At 33.7% G+C, this 17,205-nt stretch carries 15 protein-coding genes and 1 pseudogene; 13 read left to right on the top strand and 3 right to left on the bottom strand.

All coding sequences use genetic code 11. The annotated features are described in order from the left end of the window. The first annotated feature begins 17 nt into the window (after positions 1 to 17). The 6 genes and pseudogenes from Q0L29_RS04745 to gldN all read left to right on the top strand — a co-directional run bounded on the left by Q0L29_RS04745 (position 18) and on the right by gldN (position 6,480). Positions 18 to 796: pseudogene (locus Q0L29_RS04745) on the top strand (uroporphyrinogen-III synthase). A gap of 113 nt (positions 797 to 909) precedes the next feature. Then, positions 910 to 1,866 carry a type IX secretion system membrane protein PorP/SprF gene (locus Q0L29_RS04740; RefSeq protein WP_296619504.1) on the top strand — a complete coding sequence of 319 codons (957 nt, stop codon included), beginning with the start codon at positions 910 to 912 and terminating at the stop codon, positions 1,864 to 1,866. Positions 1,867 to 2,036: 170 nt separating this feature from the next. After that, positions 2,037 to 3,074, top strand: a complete 1,038-nt coding sequence (locus Q0L29_RS04735; RefSeq protein WP_296619503.1) for an SUMF1/EgtB/PvdO family nonheme iron enzyme — start codon at positions 2,037 to 2,039, stop codon at positions 3,072 to 3,074. A 58-nt stretch (positions 3,075 to 3,132) separates the two neighbouring features. Then, on the top strand, positions 3,133 to 3,945 hold the full coding sequence (gene gldL / locus Q0L29_RS04730; protein WP_296619501.1) for a gliding motility protein GldL: 813 nt from the start codon (positions 3,133 to 3,135) through the stop codon (positions 3,943 to 3,945). Positions 3,946 to 3,975: 30 nt separating this feature from the next. Further along, a complete protein-coding gene (gene gldM, locus Q0L29_RS04725; protein ID WP_296619499.1) occupies positions 3,976 to 5,562 on the top strand; it encodes a gliding motility protein GldM in 1,587 nt (528 codons plus the stop codon). Positions 5,563 to 5,586: 24 nt separating this feature from the next. Further along, complete coding sequence (gene gldN / locus Q0L29_RS04720; protein ID WP_296619497.1) at positions 5,587 to 6,480, top strand: gliding motility protein GldN; 894 nt, start codon at positions 5,587 to 5,589, stop codon at positions 6,478 to 6,480. A gap of 35 nt (positions 6,481 to 6,515) precedes the next feature. On the opposite strand, the gene uvrC is transcribed toward gldN, so the two are convergent. From uvrC to Q0L29_RS04705, 3 genes are read right to left on the bottom strand one after another with little or no spacing between them, the layout of a single operon-like run. Beyond that, positions 6,516 to 8,324: an excinuclease ABC subunit UvrC gene (gene uvrC / locus Q0L29_RS04715; protein WP_296619496.1), complete on the bottom strand. Its 1,809-nt coding sequence runs from the start codon at positions 8,322 to 8,324 to the stop codon at positions 6,516 to 6,518. A gap of 11 nt (positions 8,325 to 8,335) precedes the next feature. After that, the gene (locus Q0L29_RS04710) at positions 8,336 to 10,615 is read right to left on the bottom strand and encodes a transglycosylase domain-containing protein (protein WP_296619494.1); all 2,280 of its coding nucleotides are present in this window, start codon (positions 10,613 to 10,615) and stop codon (positions 8,336 to 8,338) included. A 39-nt stretch (positions 10,616 to 10,654) separates the two neighbouring features. Next, positions 10,655 to 13,258: a tetratricopeptide repeat protein gene (locus Q0L29_RS04705; RefSeq protein ID WP_296619492.1), complete on the bottom strand. Its 2,604-nt coding sequence runs from the start codon at positions 13,256 to 13,258 to the stop codon at positions 10,655 to 10,657. A 117-nt stretch (positions 13,259 to 13,375) separates the two neighbouring features. Here Q0L29_RS04705 and Q0L29_RS04700 point away from each other — a divergent pair, with 117 nt between their 5' ends. The 7 genes from Q0L29_RS04700 to atpF all read left to right on the top strand — a co-directional run. Then, positions 13,376 to 14,227: a M23 family metallopeptidase gene (locus Q0L29_RS04700; protein WP_296619490.1), complete on the top strand. Its 852-nt coding sequence runs from the start codon at positions 13,376 to 13,378 to the stop codon at positions 14,225 to 14,227. 17 nt (positions 14,228 to 14,244) lie between these two features. Then, on the top strand, positions 14,245 to 14,685 hold the full coding sequence (locus Q0L29_RS04695) for a polymer-forming cytoskeletal protein (protein WP_296619488.1): 441 nt from the start codon (positions 14,245 to 14,247) through the stop codon (positions 14,683 to 14,685). Next, positions 14,663 to 14,875 (top strand): AtpZ/AtpI family protein, encoded by a 213-nt coding sequence (locus tag Q0L29_RS04690; RefSeq protein WP_296619486.1) that lies wholly within the window; start codon positions 14,663 to 14,665, stop codon positions 14,873 to 14,875. Before Q0L29_RS04695 ends, Q0L29_RS04690 begins: the two co-directional genes overlap by 23 nt. 6 nt (positions 14,876 to 14,881) lie before the next feature. Next, a complete protein-coding gene (locus tag Q0L29_RS04685; protein WP_296619485.1) occupies positions 14,882 to 15,262 on the top strand; it encodes a DUF6168 family protein in 381 nt (126 codons plus the stop codon). A 120-nt stretch (positions 15,263 to 15,382) separates the two neighbouring features. Then, positions 15,383 to 16,453 (top strand): F0F1 ATP synthase subunit A, encoded by a 1,071-nt coding sequence (gene atpB, locus Q0L29_RS04680; protein WP_296619483.1) that lies wholly within the window; start codon positions 15,383 to 15,385, stop codon positions 16,451 to 16,453. 41 nt (positions 16,454 to 16,494) lie between these two features. Beyond that, positions 16,495 to 16,683: an ATP synthase F0 subunit C gene (gene atpE / locus Q0L29_RS04675; RefSeq protein WP_013454689.1), complete on the top strand. Its 189-nt coding sequence runs from the start codon at positions 16,495 to 16,497 to the stop codon at positions 16,681 to 16,683. 84 nt (positions 16,684 to 16,767) lie between these two features. Then, the coding region (gene atpF / locus Q0L29_RS04670) for a F0F1 ATP synthase subunit B (RefSeq protein ID WP_296619480.1) at positions 16,768 to 17,205 on the top strand (438 nt) is incomplete at its 3' end.

Genomic DNA, 17,205 nt, shown 5'->3' with positions numbered 1-17,205 from the left:
AAAGTAGACCTATTAACATGTCAACAACTGTAAAAGACCGATTTTATCCGGTAAAAAGTATCATGGTTTCACAGCCTGAGCCGGCAGATATTTCAAACTCTCCGTACCATAAATTGGCGGACAAGTATAAAATCAAAATTGATTTCAGGCAATTTATCAAAGTTGATCCTATAGATTCTAAGGAATTCAGGAAACAAAAATTGATATATTAAAGCATACTGCCATCATCTTTACTAGTAGAAATGCGGTAGACCATTTCTTTAGAATATGTAAGGACAGTAAGGTAGAAATGCCTCCTGAAATGAAATATTTTTGTATTTCAGAACAAACGGCTAATTATTTGCAAAAATATATAGTGGTAAGAAAGCGAAAAGTTTTTGTAGGGGAGAGAACCGCACAGGATATCTTAAACGTAATTAAAAAGCACAAGAACGAAAAGTATTTGTTCCCATGTTCTAACATCAGAAAAGATGATATTCCATCTTTTATGACTGACAATGGATATAATTTTACTGAGGCCATTATATACAAGACAGTTGCTGCAGATTTATCTGATTTAGAAAATATCACTTATGATATTTTAGCGTTCTTTAGTCCTTCAGGAATTAATTCTTTGTTTGTGAATTTCCCTGATTTTAAACAAAATAAAACTAGAATTGCTGTGTTTGGACCAACAACTGCCCAGGCAGCTAGAGATGCAGGTTTAATAATAGATATTGAAGCTCCATTACCAAATGCGCCTTCAATGACAGGAGCGTTAGAACTTTATATTAAAAAAGCTAACGGCCTTAAATAATTGTATTATAGGTAGTTAGATATCTTTAATTATATAATAACTTTAAATTTATTACATAATAGCTTGAACAAAAGTTATTTTTATTATATTTATCCTTCTAAAGTGTTGAGGATATGAAAAAAATAGTACAAATATTAACTCTAATCATTTTGGCTTCGGGTGTTTACAATGCCCAAGGCCAAGATGTGCAGTTCTCTCATTACATGTTTAATAACCTATTCAATAACCCTGCTTATTCTGGGGTAGAGGGTTATACTAAACTAACTGCTATGCACAGAACCCAATGGGCAGGTTATGCACCTTCAAATGGCCCTGTGGGAGGAATTAATTCTCAATTGATTTCTTTGACCACACCTATTATGCGTTATAATAGTGGTTTTGGATTTTATGTACTGAATGATGATATAGCCAATCAAAACTTTATTCAAATTCAAGCTTCAGGAGCATATCATTTAGGGATTAAGGAGTCCAAACTTAGTATAGGTTTTCGAGGAGGTGTGATTACTCAAAACATAAATAAAGATGGTTATATTGTAATAGATCCTGATGATCCAAATATAAATAATATTCAAGCTACTCAGGTTAGGCCAGATTTTTCAGTTGGAGTTAATTATCAACATAAAGACTTTTATGTTGGAGCTGCTTTCAATCACCTGATTGAAGCAGAATTTGGGTTTGGAGCGGATGCAATTAAAAACCCTTATCCAAAAGACTTTCTTATAACAGCAGGCTATACTTTTCCTATTAATTACGATGTTAATTTAACACCAAGCTTTTTGGTAAGAACTACAGAATTTAGTTCTTATACCTTTGATGTTTCAGCAATTGCTACATATAAAGAAAAAATATGGGGTGGGCTTTCTTTTAGACAACAAGAAGCAGCTATAGTAATGTTGGGGTATAGTTTCTTTAAAGAGAATACTTTTAAAGTAGGTTATGCCTTTGATTATACCCTTGTGGCACAAAGTGCAAAGAGTACAACTTCTCATGAAATTATGCTAAGTTATAGATTGCCAGCTATATCTACATCGGGAAAAAAGGTAGTGCGAACGCCTAGATTTAGACATTAATCGTAAAAAGTTTGCAGAATAAAACTTTTTTATGAAAATTGTGGAGATATTTCTATAAATTATTTAAAATACAATAAAACCTTACAGTTCAGGGTTTAAATGTTAGGGTGTAAAGAATATATTTAATAATTGTCAATATATTAGCGTTTAGTTAGAAACAAATAGGTGTTATGAATAATAAAGGTGTTTTGAAAAAATTAACCCTATCGATTTTGTTTGTTGCTACTCTTTTCCTGGAAGGCTGCGGTCTTTTTGGGGGCGGAACTGGTGATGGAGGAAACTTGGTAGGAGTTCCCGGAAGAGAAGGATGGTATATGGCTACTCCTTACGGTATGAGATCAGTTCCAGCCGGAACTTTTCACATGGGGCAAGCTGATGAAGATGTTGCAGCTAGTCAAATAAATTTCAACAGGCAGGTAACTATTGGTGGGTTTTACATGGATGAAACTGAAATTACCAATAATGAATATCGTCAGTTTATTCAAAGAATGATGGAGGATTCAGCTTCTACCCTTGGTAGAGATTATATTATGAAAGAGCTTTATCCTGATACCACAGTTTGGATGAAAGATTTCACAAATCATATGGGAGATCCAATGCAGGAGTATTATTATATGCACCCTGCATTTGACGACTATCCGGTTGTAGGTGTTGACTGGGTAGCCGCTAAAGTATTCTCTCAGTGGAGAACAGATTATTTAAATTCATACAGAGAATCTTTGGGAGAGTTCCCTATGCCTGCATTCCGACTGCCTTCAGAAGCAGAATGGGAATATGCAGCTAGAGGCGGTAGAGATATGGCCAAATATCCATGGGGAAATCCATACATAAGAAATGCGAAAGGATGTATGTTGGCAAACTTTAAACCAGGTAGAGGTAACTATTATGATGATGGAAATGCATATACTGCTGAAGTAATGTCATATTTTCCGAACGATTTTGGTTTGTTTGATATGTCAGGAAACGTTTCAGAATGGTGTGAGGATGCATTTAATCCTGCTTCTGTTCCATTAGTGTGGGATTTAAACCCAACCTTTTTTGATGAAAGTGAGCCTAGAAAAGTAATTCGTGGTGGTTCATGGAAAGATATTGCTTATTACCTTGAAACAGGTACTAGAGCATTCGAACATAAGGATTCTACAAGAGCTTACATTGGTTTCAGATGCGCAATGACTTACTTAGGCCGTTCATCAGGAGCAGAATTTTAATTGACTTTTTAAAAAAATAAAACAATATTTAGGACATTAACCATTAAAAACTACAAACATGAGTAATAAAAAAGGCGGATTCCAGGAGTTACTTTTCAAAACCATAATGCCTAAGGTATATGGTATTGGTGCGGCTATCGTGATTATCGGTGCCATGTTTAAGATTCTTCACCTTCCGGGTGCGGCATTGATGTTAGGTATAGGTTTAACTACAGAGGCAATTATATTTTTGTTAAGTGCTTTTGAACCTACACATGAGGAAATTGATTGGAGTAAAGTTTACCCAGAGTTAGCTGAAGAGGAATATGATGATCCAGCTCTAAGAAAGAAACAAATATCATCTGCAGCAGGCGGATCTACTGCCCAGCAATTAGATAAAGTATTGGAAGAGGGAAAAATTGGTCCTGATTTAATAAAAAGTTTAGGCGATGGAATGAAAAGCATGGCTGATTCAGCTAAGCAAATGTCTAGCCTAAGTAATGCAGCTGTTGCTACTAATGATTATGCTAATAATGTAAAACAAGCTAGTAAATCATTATTAGAGATGAATAAATCTTATGATAATACTGTAAAGGCTATGTCAGAGATGTCGAACGCTTCAATGGATGCTAAGTCTTACCATTCTCAAGTGCAAGCGGTTACTAAAAACTTGACTGCATTGAATCAGGTTTATGAAATGGAATTGCAAGATTCTCAAAATCATGTGAAAGCAATGAATAAATTCTATAAGAATTTATCAACTGCTTTAGATAGCATGACAGAAGCAAGTAAAGATACTGCTCAATTCCAAACAGAAGTTAAAAACCTAACAACAAATCTTTCTCAGTTAAATAAAGTATATGGCAATATGCTATCTGCTATGAAAGGTTAATTTGTTATTAAAGCATAAAAACTAGAATCTATGGCTGGAGGAAAAGAAACCCCAAGACAGAAGATGATCGGCATGATGTACTTGGTACTGACTGCCCTTTTGGCGCTAAACGTAAGTGTTACGGTACTCGACAAATTCATCGATATAAATAACTCTTTAGAAGTTTCTGTTGATGCTGCTAAGGAGCAAAACGGTAATACTCTGCGAAGAATTGAAAACGCTGTGGAAGAATCCGGTAGTCGTCCTAATGATGTGAAGATTTTGGATGAGGCAAAGGAAATACGCAAGAGGACTCGTGAAATGGTGGCTGAACTGAAAACATATAAGGAGACTTTCATTAAAATCACAGGAGGATATGATGAGGATGGAGAAATGATAGGAAAGACTGACTATGATAGGGTAGGGAATTATATGATGCCTGAAAATGAAAACAATGGTATAAAATTGCAAAAATCGCTTAATGAGTATGCAAATTTTATAGATGAGACAGTTGCAGATTCCTCAATAACTTTTGAGCCTTTGGCTTTAGACGCTAATAATAATCAGCGTTTTAAAAATGACCCTAATAAAAAAGGTATGGATTGGGCTACATTAGAATTTATGGGAGCGCCAACACCTGCTGCAATGGCTACTATAAGTGATTATCAAAATAAAGTGATGGCTTACGAAGCCAGAGCACTTGATATTTTGGCAAATAGAGTGGGTGCCCAAGATTTGAATTTTGATTTAATTAGATTAGTAGCTCTACCGGAGTCTAAGGTTGTAGCTGCTGGTGCAAAATATAAAGCAAATTTAATTGTAGCAGCCTCTTCTTCTGCAGAAGATCCTGAGATGACTTTTAATGGTAATGAAATTGATGTGGAAAATGGTGCAGGTAAAATTGAGTTTACTGTATCATCTGCTAGTTCATATGGCGAGGAAGGAACTGCCAGAAAAACTTTTGAGGCCACCGCTAAACTAAAAGATAGCGTTTACAGAGAAGAAATTGAATATTTTGTAGCGGAACCTATAATTCAGGTGCAGTCTGCTGCTTTAAGTCAATTGTATTTGAATTGTGGAAATGAATTAGATGTATTAGTTCCGGCATTAGGAACTGCCTATAATCCATCTTTTTCAGTTCAAGGAGGTTCTACTATTCAGGGAAAAGAAAGAGGTAGGGTTACCATAATCCCTAATGCTCCTAAAGTTACTTTGGGTGTTAGTTCAGGTGGAACTAAAATTGGAAATAAAGTATTTAGTGTACGAAAGATACCAAAGCCAGATGTTCAAGTTTTTGTCGGTTCTAAGCCAGTAAACTTAAAACAAGGAGAAAAGGCCACTGCTGTCAGAGTATTAAGAGTTCAGGCTATCGCAGATGAAAACTTTAAAGCGCAGTTACCGAAAGACGCACAATATAAGGTTACAAGATGGACCATTACTTTAGCTAGAGGGCCTAGACCAGTAGGGCAACCTATAAAGGCAACATCGGAAACTGTAAATGTTTCACAATTGATGGCAAATGCTCGTCCTGGAGACAGATTGGTTGTTCAAGTGGATCAGGTACTAAGAAGAAATTTTAGAGGGAATACAGAAGAAGTTGCTTTAGGTGAGCAAGTTTTTCCTATCACTCTAAATTAATAGTGTAAAAGAAATTAATAGGTTATGAAAAAGTTTGTGTTATTATTTATAGGATTTGCTCTATTGGCTTTTTTACAGCCATTAAAAGCTCAAGAGTCAAGCAATGATGGGTATAATCCTAATTCAGTTTACCCTATTCATGAAGATGATATTATGTTTAAGAAGAGGGTATGGAGAAGAATGGATTTAAGAGAAAAGCAAAATAAACCGTTTTTTGCATCAAATAATGAAATAACCAAACACATTATTCAAGCTGCAAAAGCAGGTATTCTCCCTATTTACCAAGGAGATTCCATGGTAAATAGAGTAACTAAAGAAGAATTTTTAGAAAGGTTAGAGGATCCTGCATTGAAAGATTTGAACATGGGCGGTGGTGCTGATGATGGCTGGGGTAATGCCGGTGGAGATGATGCTTGGGGTAATGATGATGGTTGGGGCGATACTGCTGCTGATGATACTGCTGGTGGAGAAGAAGAAGCTGCCGCAACTGAGGTCTCTACACAATTTACAGTAAGACAAATGTCCACTTTAGAAATTATTGAGGATATGATTTTTGATAAACAGAGATCAGTTTTAGTGTGGGATATACAAGCTATCAAAATAATTATACCTGCTGAAAATTTCACTGCTGGCGTTGAAAGAACTGTTGGCGTTTTTAAATATAAGGATCTGGTTGATTTGTTTAGAAGTAATCCTGAGCAAATGATTTGGTTTAATCCTCAAAATAGTGCTGAACATAAAAACTTAGCAGACGCATTTGCATTAAGATTATTTAATGGAAGAATTGTTAAAGTTGCTAATCCAAATGATAATATGATCATTGATATATATAGTGAATCTCCTAAACAAGGTATAATGGCATCTCAATGGATTGAATATCAATTAATGGAGAAAGAACATGAATTATGGTCTTATTAAGATTTATAAAATACTAAACAAAAAAAGGAGGACTCTTAGTCTTCCTTTTTTTGTTTAAAGGCTGTTAGAAGTTGTTCTGCTTTGTTGTTCCCGATCACCGTATTGAGTTGTTCAAATGAGGCTTCCTTAATCTTTTTTACAGATTTAAAATGCGTTAGTAATTGATCTATAGTTTTTTCTCCTATACCTTCAATTCCTTCTAATTCACTTGTAAAACTATTTTTACTTCTTATCTGCCTGTGGAAAGTAATGGCAAAACGGTGAGCCTCATCTCTCAGTCTTTGAATAAGTTTAAGTGATTCACTTTTTTTACTGATATGAACCGGATATGGATCTTCTGGGAAGTATATTTCCTCTAGTCGCTTTGCAATTCCTATAATTGGAATCTTACCATAAAGATCTAGTTTTTTTAATGCTTTTACAGCAGCGCTCAATTGCCCTTTTCCCCCGTCTATCACTATTAAATTCGGTAGTTCCTGTTGTTCCTTCACTAGCCTATTATATCTTCTTCCTACTATTTCAGTCATAGAAGCAAAATCATCTGGCCCAATAACTGTTTTGACATGATAATGCCTGTATTCACTCTTTTTTGGTCTCGCATTTTTGAAGTGAACCATTGAGGCAGTTGGGTTGGTGCCTTGCATATTAGAGTTATCAAAGCACTCGATTTTAATAGGAAGTTCTTTGAGCCTCAGATCATTTTGAAGTTGTTTCAAAACCCGTAACTCCTTTATTTTAGTCGATTCGTTTTGATTAAGTTTTTCCTTCTTAAAGAATAGAGCATTTTTTAAGCTCATTTCCACTAATTTCTTTTTATCTCCAATTTGGGGTTTAATGAAATAAAAACTTTCTGGGAGATTTTCAATATCAATATTGGTTAGTATTTCATTGGTGTTGCTTTCATATTGTTTCCTTAAATCTATAAGGGCTAAAAGAAAAAGTTCTTGGTCAGTTTCATCTAATTTTTTCTTTAATTCAATGGTTTTTGTAACATTTATACTACCATTTTTTATTCGCATATAATTTACAAAAGCATATTTATCTTCAGAAATTATACTGCAAACATCAATATCAGTAAGTTTAGGGTTCACTACTAATGACTTGCTATGGAATTTCTCAAGCAAGTCGAATTTTTCTTTAAATTTCTGGGCCTTTTCAAAATCCAAACCCTCTGCAGCTTTTTGCATATTTTCTTTAAAGTGCTGCTTTGGTATATTTAAATTTCCTTTTAAAATTTCGCTTGCTTGGTTTATATCTTTTTGATAATTATCATGACCTTGTAATCCTTCACAAGGACCTTTGCAATTTCCAATATGATACTCCAAACACACTTTAAATTTTCCAGCCTTTATGTTCTGATCGGTAAGATTTAATTTACATGTTCTGATAGTATATAATTTCCGAATCAGTTCTAAAACATTATTCATGGCTCTTACACTAGCATAAGGACCGAAATAAGTCCCATTTCGTGCTATTCGCCTTCTTGTTGAAATTATTCTGGGGAATGGCTCATTGGTGATGCATAGATAAGGAAATGATTTATCATCCTTTAAGAGGATATTGTACTTCGGTTGTAATTCTTTAATTATTGAATTTTCAAGTAAGAGCGCATCAAATTCTGAATTGACTATTACTATTTCAACTTTTTTAATTTCTCTTACTAACCTTATTGTTTTCCTATTGTGATTAGCCGATTTATTAAAATAGCTTGTAACTCTATTTTTTAAATTTTTTGCTTTTCCTACATAAATGATGTCACCAGATGAGTTATGAAATTTATAAACACCAGGTAATTTCGGTAGTTCATTTATATCTTGTGGTTTAAAGAATACCGCATCATACATCTCTCATTATTTTATTGTATGTCATCAACATCCAATTGTTGTATTTGTTCTGTTGAATCTGTAGCGTTGTTTTGTTGCATCATATAATCCTCACAATTTAATTCTATAGATAAATTGGAAGGTTTTTTAAACGGTCCTTTGGATACTGCCAATTCCTCATCTGCATAAACTTTCTTCATAAATTTTTCCCAGATTGGCATTGCCATTCTTGCACCTTGTCCTAATCCTATATTTCGGAAGTGAATACTTCTTTCATCTCCTCCAACCCAAACACCTGCAGCCAGATCTTTTGTAACTCCTACAAACCAACCATCAGAATAATTTTGAGTAGTTCCGGTTTTAGCTCCTATTTCATTATCTTCCCTTAATTCTCTGTCAAGACCCATTGCTGTTCCTCCAGATATTTCGGTAGATCCTTTTAGCATATGCAGCATTGCATAAGCTGTTTCAGAACTTAATGCTTCGCCAGATTTTGGTACGAATTGTTTCAATACTTTACCATTTTTATCTTCAATTCGTTCGATATAAAATGGTTTAGTATAAAAACCTTCATTAACGAAGGTACTATAGGCTCCAATTAATTCATAAATTGAAACATCTGAGGTTCCTAAACACAAAGATGGCACAGCGGCTAAAGGACTTTCTATTCCTAATCTTTTAGCGTAATCTACTACCGTTTGAGGTCCAATTTTGCTCATTACGTAAGCTGTCCCTGAGTTTAATGATCGAGCCATAGCTTGTCTTAATGTCATGGTGTCACCAGTAAATTTTCCTCCAGAATTGGAAGGCGTCCATGTTGGCGGATCACCTGGTACTTCGAAAGTTACTGGGACATCTTCTATCTGATAACATGGCGAATAACCATTATCTATTGCCGCAGCATAAACAATTGGTTTAAAGGTAGAGCCTGGCTGTCTTCTGCCTTGCTTCACATGATCATATTTGAAATGTCTATAATTAATTCCACCAACCCAGGCTTTAATATGGCCATTATTTGGATTCATTGCCATAAAACCAGCATGTAAAAATTGTTTATAGTAACGTATAGAATCCATCGTGCTTAAAACAGTATCTTTCTCACCTTCCCAACTAAATACTTTCATTGATTTTGGTTCCCTTAATTTCTCAAAGATTTTCTTTTCATTATCACCAAATTCTTTTTCCCAATAATCATAGGCATCTGTTCTTCTAGCTTCATTTTCAACGAAATCTTTTATTACTCTACCCGATTCATCTCTCCAGGGAGCTTTTCCTTCCCAATGTTCATCAAAAAGCTCTTGTTGAAATTTCATATGTTCTTCAACAGCTTCTTCAGCATATTTTTGCATTCTGCTATCAATGGTTGTATAAATTCTTAGGCCATCTTCATAAAGATCATATCCATTTGCTTTAGACCAGGCTAATAAGTCCCATAAAATAACGCCTCTGAAATAAGTAGCAAGTCCATCATTGTGGTTTTCCACATCATAATCTAATTCTATAGGTTTTGAGGATAGACTATCATAGGCAGTATCGTCAATGTAACCGTATTTACGCATTTGATTCATAACCGTATTTCTTCTATGGTAAGAATTCTCCGGTTCATATACTGGACTATATAAATTAGGGTTTTTACAAAGTCCTACAAGCACAGCTGATTCAGGAATTGTAAGTTGATCAGGGGTCGTATTAAAAAAGGTTTGAGAGGCGGTCTTTATCCCGAAAGCATTACTACCAAACTCGAATGTATTAAGATACATTGCAATAATCTCTTTTTTAGTATAGGAACGCTCTAATTTTATAGCCACAATCCATTCTTTCATCTTGGCAATTACTAATCCTAAAACAGGAACATCGTTTAGGCTTCCATTTGACAAATCGCTTCTGGTTCTAAATAATATTTTTGCTAATTGTTGTGAAATTGTACTTCCACCACCAGCACTTTTATCAAACATTAAAATGGATTTAAAAAACACTCTTCCTAATCCATATAAGTCAATTCCAGAGTGCTCTGTAAAACGAATATCTTCTGTGGCTATAAGTGCATTGACAACATTAGGTGATAATTCATCAAATGTTATTTGACTTCTATTGTAGCGATAATATTTTCCCATTTCTACATTGTCCGCAAAGTATAAAATGGAGGATAAATCACTTTTTGGATTTTCCAATGATTTTAGACCTGGTAATTCACCATACCAGCCATTGAAGTTAATGCTGATGCTATATATAAATAATACAAAGCTAGCTAGTGCTATTATAAAAATAGCCCACATTGCAACTACCGCTTTAAATATTTTAGACTTTTTCATATTATTTTACTCTTTATCTGAAGATCAAATCTTCATAATTTAAGGGGTTACTTGATAATTTAAATTAAAGAATTCCATATAACTATCCGGCAATTTTGCTTGATAAAAGATTTGAAAGTTATCTTTTGAGATTATAAAATTACTAAAATTTAAGCTGCTGAAATTTTTTAAAGGTGATAAATCACTGTTAAATTTTTTATAAAACGCTTCTGCTATATTTTTTCCGTCAAATTCGCTTAACAACACCATTGAATATTCCTCATTGAAAACGAGATTTCCAGCATTTAATTCCTGATCAGGAAAGAATTTTTCACCAAAAGCTTCAATTTCTTCTGGTAAAACACCAGAAAGGGCTTTGTTTTTCTCATATATAACTACAAAATAGTGTGTTTGATCAAAAAACGGTATATACTTGATTTGATCTTTTTGTTGTTGTTTTTTATCTAAGTTATCAATGGCGGCTAAAAGGCTTTTGGCAAAATCATAGAGTTCACTTTCAGGATAATTTTCCATGAAATTCTGTAATTTAAACCTATAGGTGTTTTTGCCATCTGTTATACCCGAAATTAAGGTTACCAATAATTTTAAGTTATCTTCATAATCATTTTCAGGGTAGTTATTTAAACCTTCGTTTATTTCTATTGTCGCCTCCTTATAATTTTCGTTTTGATATAACCTGTACGCTTTTTCATAGATTAATTTCACTTTTGCACTGGCCAAATTACTTTCTTCCTGATAGTTAGGGTTCTCAATTAACTTTGCGAATATGGTTTGAGGAAATTTTTCTAGCAATTCATCAGCAAATGTTTTTGCTTTCTCTTCTTCCTTGTCTTCATAATATATATATAATAAATACAAGATTTCTGCACGATATTCAGTTTCAGGATATCGAACTAATAACGTCTCGTAAGTATCAATAGCATCTTTCTTCTCTTGTAATTCAAAATTATAAATATTGCCTAGTTTATAATAGGCTACTTCCATTTCTTGCTTCAAGCGCTGCTGCTCTTCTTGTTCAAAAGGGATTGAATTGAAAAAATCTTTTCGTTCTTGAGCAATTAATTCCTCTTCAGATTTTTCGCCTTTTTCATTTTGTTCAGTTTCCGCCAGGCCTTCATCCTCTTGTTCTGCACTTTCTTCTTCATAAACCTGAGTTCTTTTTGTTCTCCAATTATCTTGTAAGGAGCGATCCCCCCAAGTTCGTTTAAATGTATTTCTCCCTTGAGCTAGGGTAGCTGGATCGTAGAAATAAAATTTTCCACCGGGTGCAGTATTTGTCTGTAGAGTTGGACCTTCTTGAAATCCGCTAATATTATTATTGGCAGTTTGATTTCTTTTAGCTCTTTGCTGCTTTTTCTCCTCCTCCTTTTCTTTTGATATCCTCTCATTTCTTAATGTTATGAATATTTCATTTAATGAAGCACTATCCATTTTAGCTAAGCTGAGTAAGGAATCATTATCGTTAATGGTATTTATTTGTGTAATGAAATCTGAGAGAACTTCATGTCTAGTGGCCACCTGAGGGTATACACTTTCATCCTCCGGCATTATTTTATATGCACTGTCGTAGTATGCTTTTGCTAAAGGGTATTTTTTAAATTCATCAAAATATAGTAATCCTAATTTATGATAGGAAAAAGATTTCTGTCTTGGATTGTCAATGCTTTCTCGAACAGATGATTTATAAAATGGGATAGCCTCTTCAATGTTGCCTTGTTTGAGTTCAAACTCAGCCATTTCATAATAGATCTTGTCTCTAAATTCTAGGTTTTTACCATCTTTCAATAGCTGCTCAAAATATTTCCTTATTTTTTTAATGTCTTCTCCTTTTGATAGCTCTGTTACTTGAGCCATATTTAAACGAGCATAAAATGATAATTCATAGGGGGGTCTGTTATTTAATACCTCACTATAATTATCAAATGCCACTGCATCTAATTTAGATTTTTGATAGAGTTGACCTAAGATGAAATGCATTTTCGCCTTTTCAGGTCCTTTAGGCATCAGTCTAATTGCAGCACTCAAATATTTAATTACATTATTTGGATTGTTTGTAATTTGATAATAATGAGCGGCATTTAAATATAAGGCGCATTTATTTGATTTTGACAGTTTTTGTCTGTTCAGATAATCAATTACTGCCAATGCATTGTTAATTTCTCCATATTCAGTAAATGTTCGGACAAGATGGGTAAGTGCTAAATATCTTGTTTGTTCATCCTTACTATTAACATTTACATATTTAAAAGTTTCAACAGATTCCTCATATTCTTGCTTCAGCATGCGAGCGATGCCCACTAATATATAACAATCATCAACCCACTTACTTACTTTATGCCTTTGAATTCCAATAGATGCTTTTTTAATAACATCTTCAATTTTTTCTTTATTGGAGTTCACAATATTTGTATCTATAGGAGCTTTAACTTTTAATACTCTATTAAAATTATTCTTATGAGCTTCCTCAATTTCCAATAATACCTCTTGCAATTTTTCGTTTGCAATGAAATAAGCATTGTATTTGGCAGTAATATTATGATAACTGTAACCAACAATCCCTGAATTTTCAGGAGAACATGCAGCAAGGACTAATAAAAAGCCCCAGATTAAATTTCGATATTTTTTATTAATTTTAATATTCACTTTAAAATTTGAAAAGACTAAAATAAGCGATTCATATAAGAAAAGTATTGAGAGTCGTTGATAATATGTATTTTTGCATCAAATAATAAAAAAACAAAGTTGCGAATAAGAAAAACAATGTCCAATTGGCTTACCACAAGATATCAAATGGTGGTAAGAAACGAAGAAAACTTAGCTGAAGTATCTACAATAAACTTTACTTATGCAAAAGTTGTAGTTATTAGCTTATTAACTTTTGTTATAATTTTTATTGGGGCATTATATTTATCTCAATCTTTATTGGCACAGTGGTTTGATCCTAGGCATACCACAATGGAATATAATCAAAAGTTATTGTCGTTGACAACAGAAATGGATTCCTTGAAATCAAAATTAAGAGCACAGGATCGTTTTATAGGAAATGTACAAACCATATTAAAAGGAGATGTGCCTGAGGGAGAAACATATCGTAGGCCAAACCAGGTAAATACGGATGATTTAAACCGGGATATGAATCCCCAGGTTATGAATACTGGAGATTCAATAATTAGACAGGAATTTGAGGAACAAGATTTTAATTTAACTAGTTATTCAAGTAATAATTACTCAGAGGAGTTGAAGGATATTTTCTTTTTTCCTCCTTTACAAGGTATTGTAAGTTCGCCATATGATATGAGCATAGATCATTATGGGATAGATATTGTTGCAAAAACTAATGAACCCGTAAAATCTATAGCAGATGGGACCGTTATATTGTCATCTTGGACACAGGATGGGGGCTATGTAATTGCCATACAGCATAGAGCAAATTTAATATCTGTTGTAAGACATAATTCTGCAATATTAAAAAAAGTTGGTAATTTTGTAAATGCAGGCGAAGTAATCTCCATAATTGGCAATTCTGGGGAACTAACTACAGGGCCACATGTTCATTTAGAAATATGGTACAATGGGAATCCGGTAGATCCGGAAGAATTTATTACTTTTTAAGGAAATAGGAAACGGAAATGTTTAATAACAAGCAAGAAAAAAAACAAATGGCACAAGATATCACAAGTTCCAGTAATACTATTGGAAAAGGAACTACCATTAACGGAGATTTAGAGACTTTTGGCAATATTAGAATTGATGGGAAAGTAATTGGTAATATTAAAACAAAATCAAAATTGGTTTTGGGCAACACTTCATATATTGAAGGAAATGTTTTGTCTCAAAATGCTGAAATTGAAGGAGAGGTGAAAGGAGTTGTAGAAATAACTGAGTTATTGATTCTAAAACCTTCAGCAGTTGTTCATGGTGACATCGTCACTAACAAACTTATTGTTGAGTCAGGAGCCACATTTAATGGCGAATGTAAAATGGGTGTTTCTAATAAAACCATCAAGATAGGTGAAGAAACAGCTAATGGTCAATCAAACCCAAAAATTGAAAAAGCAAAAGCCATATAATAGCTATTTAAAATACTCAGGCCTTGCTATTCAAATGGCAGGGACTATTTATCTGGGTAATTTATTAGGTAAATATATTGATAAAGTTGCCGAAAGTGGTTCTGATGTCTTTACAAAGGTCATTACACTTTTGGCAGTTTTCCTTTCTATGTTTGTCATCATCAGGCAAGTGATAAAATCCCAAGAATAATTTTTAATGATCAAAAGACTCGTTTTATTTACGATTGCTGTTGTGGTTTTGGCAACTTCTGTTCTTCTTCTTCAAAAATGGTATATATCTTCTCATGGAGGAGGTTTATCGTATTCTCTTGATGCAATTTATATTTTTCACTTTATCGCCTATTTAATAATCGTGGCAGCTGTTGAGCTGTTGAGCAAGAAATTGCCAAACCAAGTAGGCTTCTTTTATTTAGCAAGTGTATTCATCAAAATCGGTTTTTTTGTATTGCTTTTTAAGGACACTATTTTTTCAGATAATCCGATGAATTTCTTGGAGAGGATTTCTATAATAATCCCTTTTTTTACTTTTCTAATCATCGAAGCTATCTACAGTGGAAAGTTGATGAATGAACAGTAAATAGATAAATTTTTCTGAAAGGAAAAAACTTAATAAAAAAATTATGTTTATTGAGAAATTGATTACCTTTGCCCCCAAATTAAGGCTATCGTAAATAGTATAATGATCAATCCAACTATAATGAGAAACACATTGTTGTTCGTACTTTTAATATCGCTATTCAACGTTAATACGTTATTTGCGGTTGCAGGAGGATCGGAAGAAGGTGGGCAAGTAGACACCCAAGAAGAGATTAAAAATTATATTGAGCATCACCTGAAAGATTCTCATGATTTTACTTTTTGGACAAATGGTAAAACTGGGACTCATATTGGATTTCCATTACCTGTAATTTTATGGTCTGATGGATTGCACGTTTTTCTATCTTCCAAATTTGATCATGGACATGAAGTAGCGGAATCAAATGGTAAATATTTTACGCTTTATCATAGCAAAGTTTTTGAGACAAATGCAGCAGGTGATATCGACTTAGATGAAGAAGGACATGCTACTAATGCCAAACCTTTGGATTTTTCAATTACTAAAAATGTTGTGGGGATGTTGTTGGCATCTTTGCTATTATTCTTAGGATTTAATTCCTTGGCAAGAAGCTATAGAACAAGGTCAATACCTAAAGGAATTGGCAGAGTATTAGAGCCTTTAGTTATATATGTTAGAGATGATATTGCTCGTCCTAATATTGGCCCTAAATATGAAAGATATATGTTTTATCTTTTAACAGTATTCTTTTATATATGGATCTTAAATCTAATGGGATTAACACCGCTAGGCTTTAATGTTACGGGTAATATTGCAATCACTGTTGGATTAGCTTTGATTACCTTTGTGGTAGTTCAGTTTAGTGGGAATAAAAATTATTGGAAGCATATTTTCTGGATGCCGGGTGTTCCGATTCCAATGAAAATTATTTTAATGCCAATAGAAGTGTTAGGAATGCTTACTAAGCCTTTTGCACTTTTGATACGTTTGTTTGCGAATATGACAGCAGGACACTTTGTAGTGATGAGCTTAATTGCTTTAATGATCACTATGAGGTCAGCCTTTGGCTTAGTAGCCTCTACAGGTATGGCATTTGCATTAGCGTTCTTTATTACCTTAATTGAATTACTAGTTGCTTTCTTGCAGGCCTATATTTTTACAATGCTTTCAGCATTGTTTATTGGTATGGCAGTGGAAGAAGAGCATCATTAATAAATAAGTATTTTTGTTTAATTTAATATAAATCAAATCTCATGTACAATTTAATTGGAGCAGGATTAATCGTAATCGGTGGTGGAATTGGCCTTGGCCAAATTGGTGGAAAAGCAATGGAAGGTATTGCTAGACAGCCAGAAGCGTCAGGTAAAATTCAAACCGCTATGATTATCATCGGTGCATTATTGGAAGGTTTAGCATTTGGTGCTTTAATCTTAGGTCAATAATCAATACCGAAGGAAAAAACAAATGTTGTTTGCAGCGCTAGGCTGTAAACAACATTTTTTAAAAACATTTAATTAAACACAAGAATGGAACAATTAGTAAATGATTTTTCTCCTGGGTTGTTTTTCATGCAACTCTTCATTTTTGCTGTTCTTTTATTGCTTTTATCAAAGTTTGCTTGGAAGCCAATTTTGAACTCATTGAAAGCAAGAGAAGGCAGCATTGCAGATGCATTGCAATCAGCTGAAAATGCTAAAGAGGAAATGGCAAAGCTGCAGGCTGACAATCAAAAATTATTGCAAGAAGCAAGATTAGAGAGAGATAAGCTGCTAAAAGAAGCAACTGACATTGCTAATAAAATTAAAGAAGAAGCTAAATCTGATGCTGCTAAACAAGCAGATAAAATGATTTCTGATGCTAAAAATGCTATTGAAGTAGAGAAAAATGCCGCTTTAAAAGAGGTGACTACTAAAGTGGCTGAACTTTCATTGGAAATTGCAGAAAAGCTTATTCGTAAAAACCTA

Source organism: Marivirga sp., assembly GCF_024636815.1.
Lineage (GTDB): Bacteria > Bacteroidota > Bacteroidia > Cytophagales > Cyclobacteriaceae > Marivirga.
This window is presented reverse-complemented; position numbering and strand designations above follow the sequence as displayed.

Coding starts and splice junctions, on each gene's coding strand:
- Q0L29_RS04740 (WP_296619504.1), top strand. CDS start 910: ATGAAAAAAATAGTACAAATATTAACTCTAATCATTTTGGCTTCGGGT.
- Q0L29_RS04735 (WP_296619503.1), top strand. CDS start 2,037: ATGAATAATAAAGGTGTTTTGAAAAAATTAACCCTATCGATTTTGTTT.
- gldL (WP_296619501.1), top strand. CDS start 3,133: ATGAGTAATAAAAAAGGCGGATTCCAGGAGTTACTTTTCAAAACCATA.
- gldM (WP_296619499.1), top strand. CDS start 3,976: ATGGCTGGAGGAAAAGAAACCCCAAGACAGAAGATGATCGGCATGATG.
- gldN (WP_296619497.1), top strand. CDS start 5,587: ATGAAAAAGTTTGTGTTATTATTTATAGGATTTGCTCTATTGGCTTTT.
- uvrC (WP_296619496.1), bottom strand. CDS start 8,324: ATGTATGATGCGGTATTCTTTAAACCACAAGATATAAATGAACTACCG.
- Q0L29_RS04710 (WP_296619494.1), bottom strand. CDS start 10,615: ATGAAAAAGTCTAAAATATTTAAAGCGGTAGTTGCAATGTGGGCTATT.
- Q0L29_RS04700 (WP_296619490.1), top strand. CDS start 13,376: ATGTCCAATTGGCTTACCACAAGATATCAAATGGTGGTAAGAAACGAA.
- Q0L29_RS04695 (WP_296619488.1), top strand. CDS start 14,245: ATGTTTAATAACAAGCAAGAAAAAAAACAAATGGCACAAGATATCACA.
- Q0L29_RS04685 (WP_296619485.1), top strand. CDS start 14,882: ATGATCAAAAGACTCGTTTTATTTACGATTGCTGTTGTGGTTTTGGCA.
- atpB (WP_296619483.1), top strand. CDS start 15,383: ATGAGAAACACATTGTTGTTCGTACTTTTAATATCGCTATTCAACGTT.
- atpE (WP_013454689.1), top strand. CDS start 16,495: ATGTACAATTTAATTGGAGCAGGATTAATCGTAATCGGTGGTGGAATT.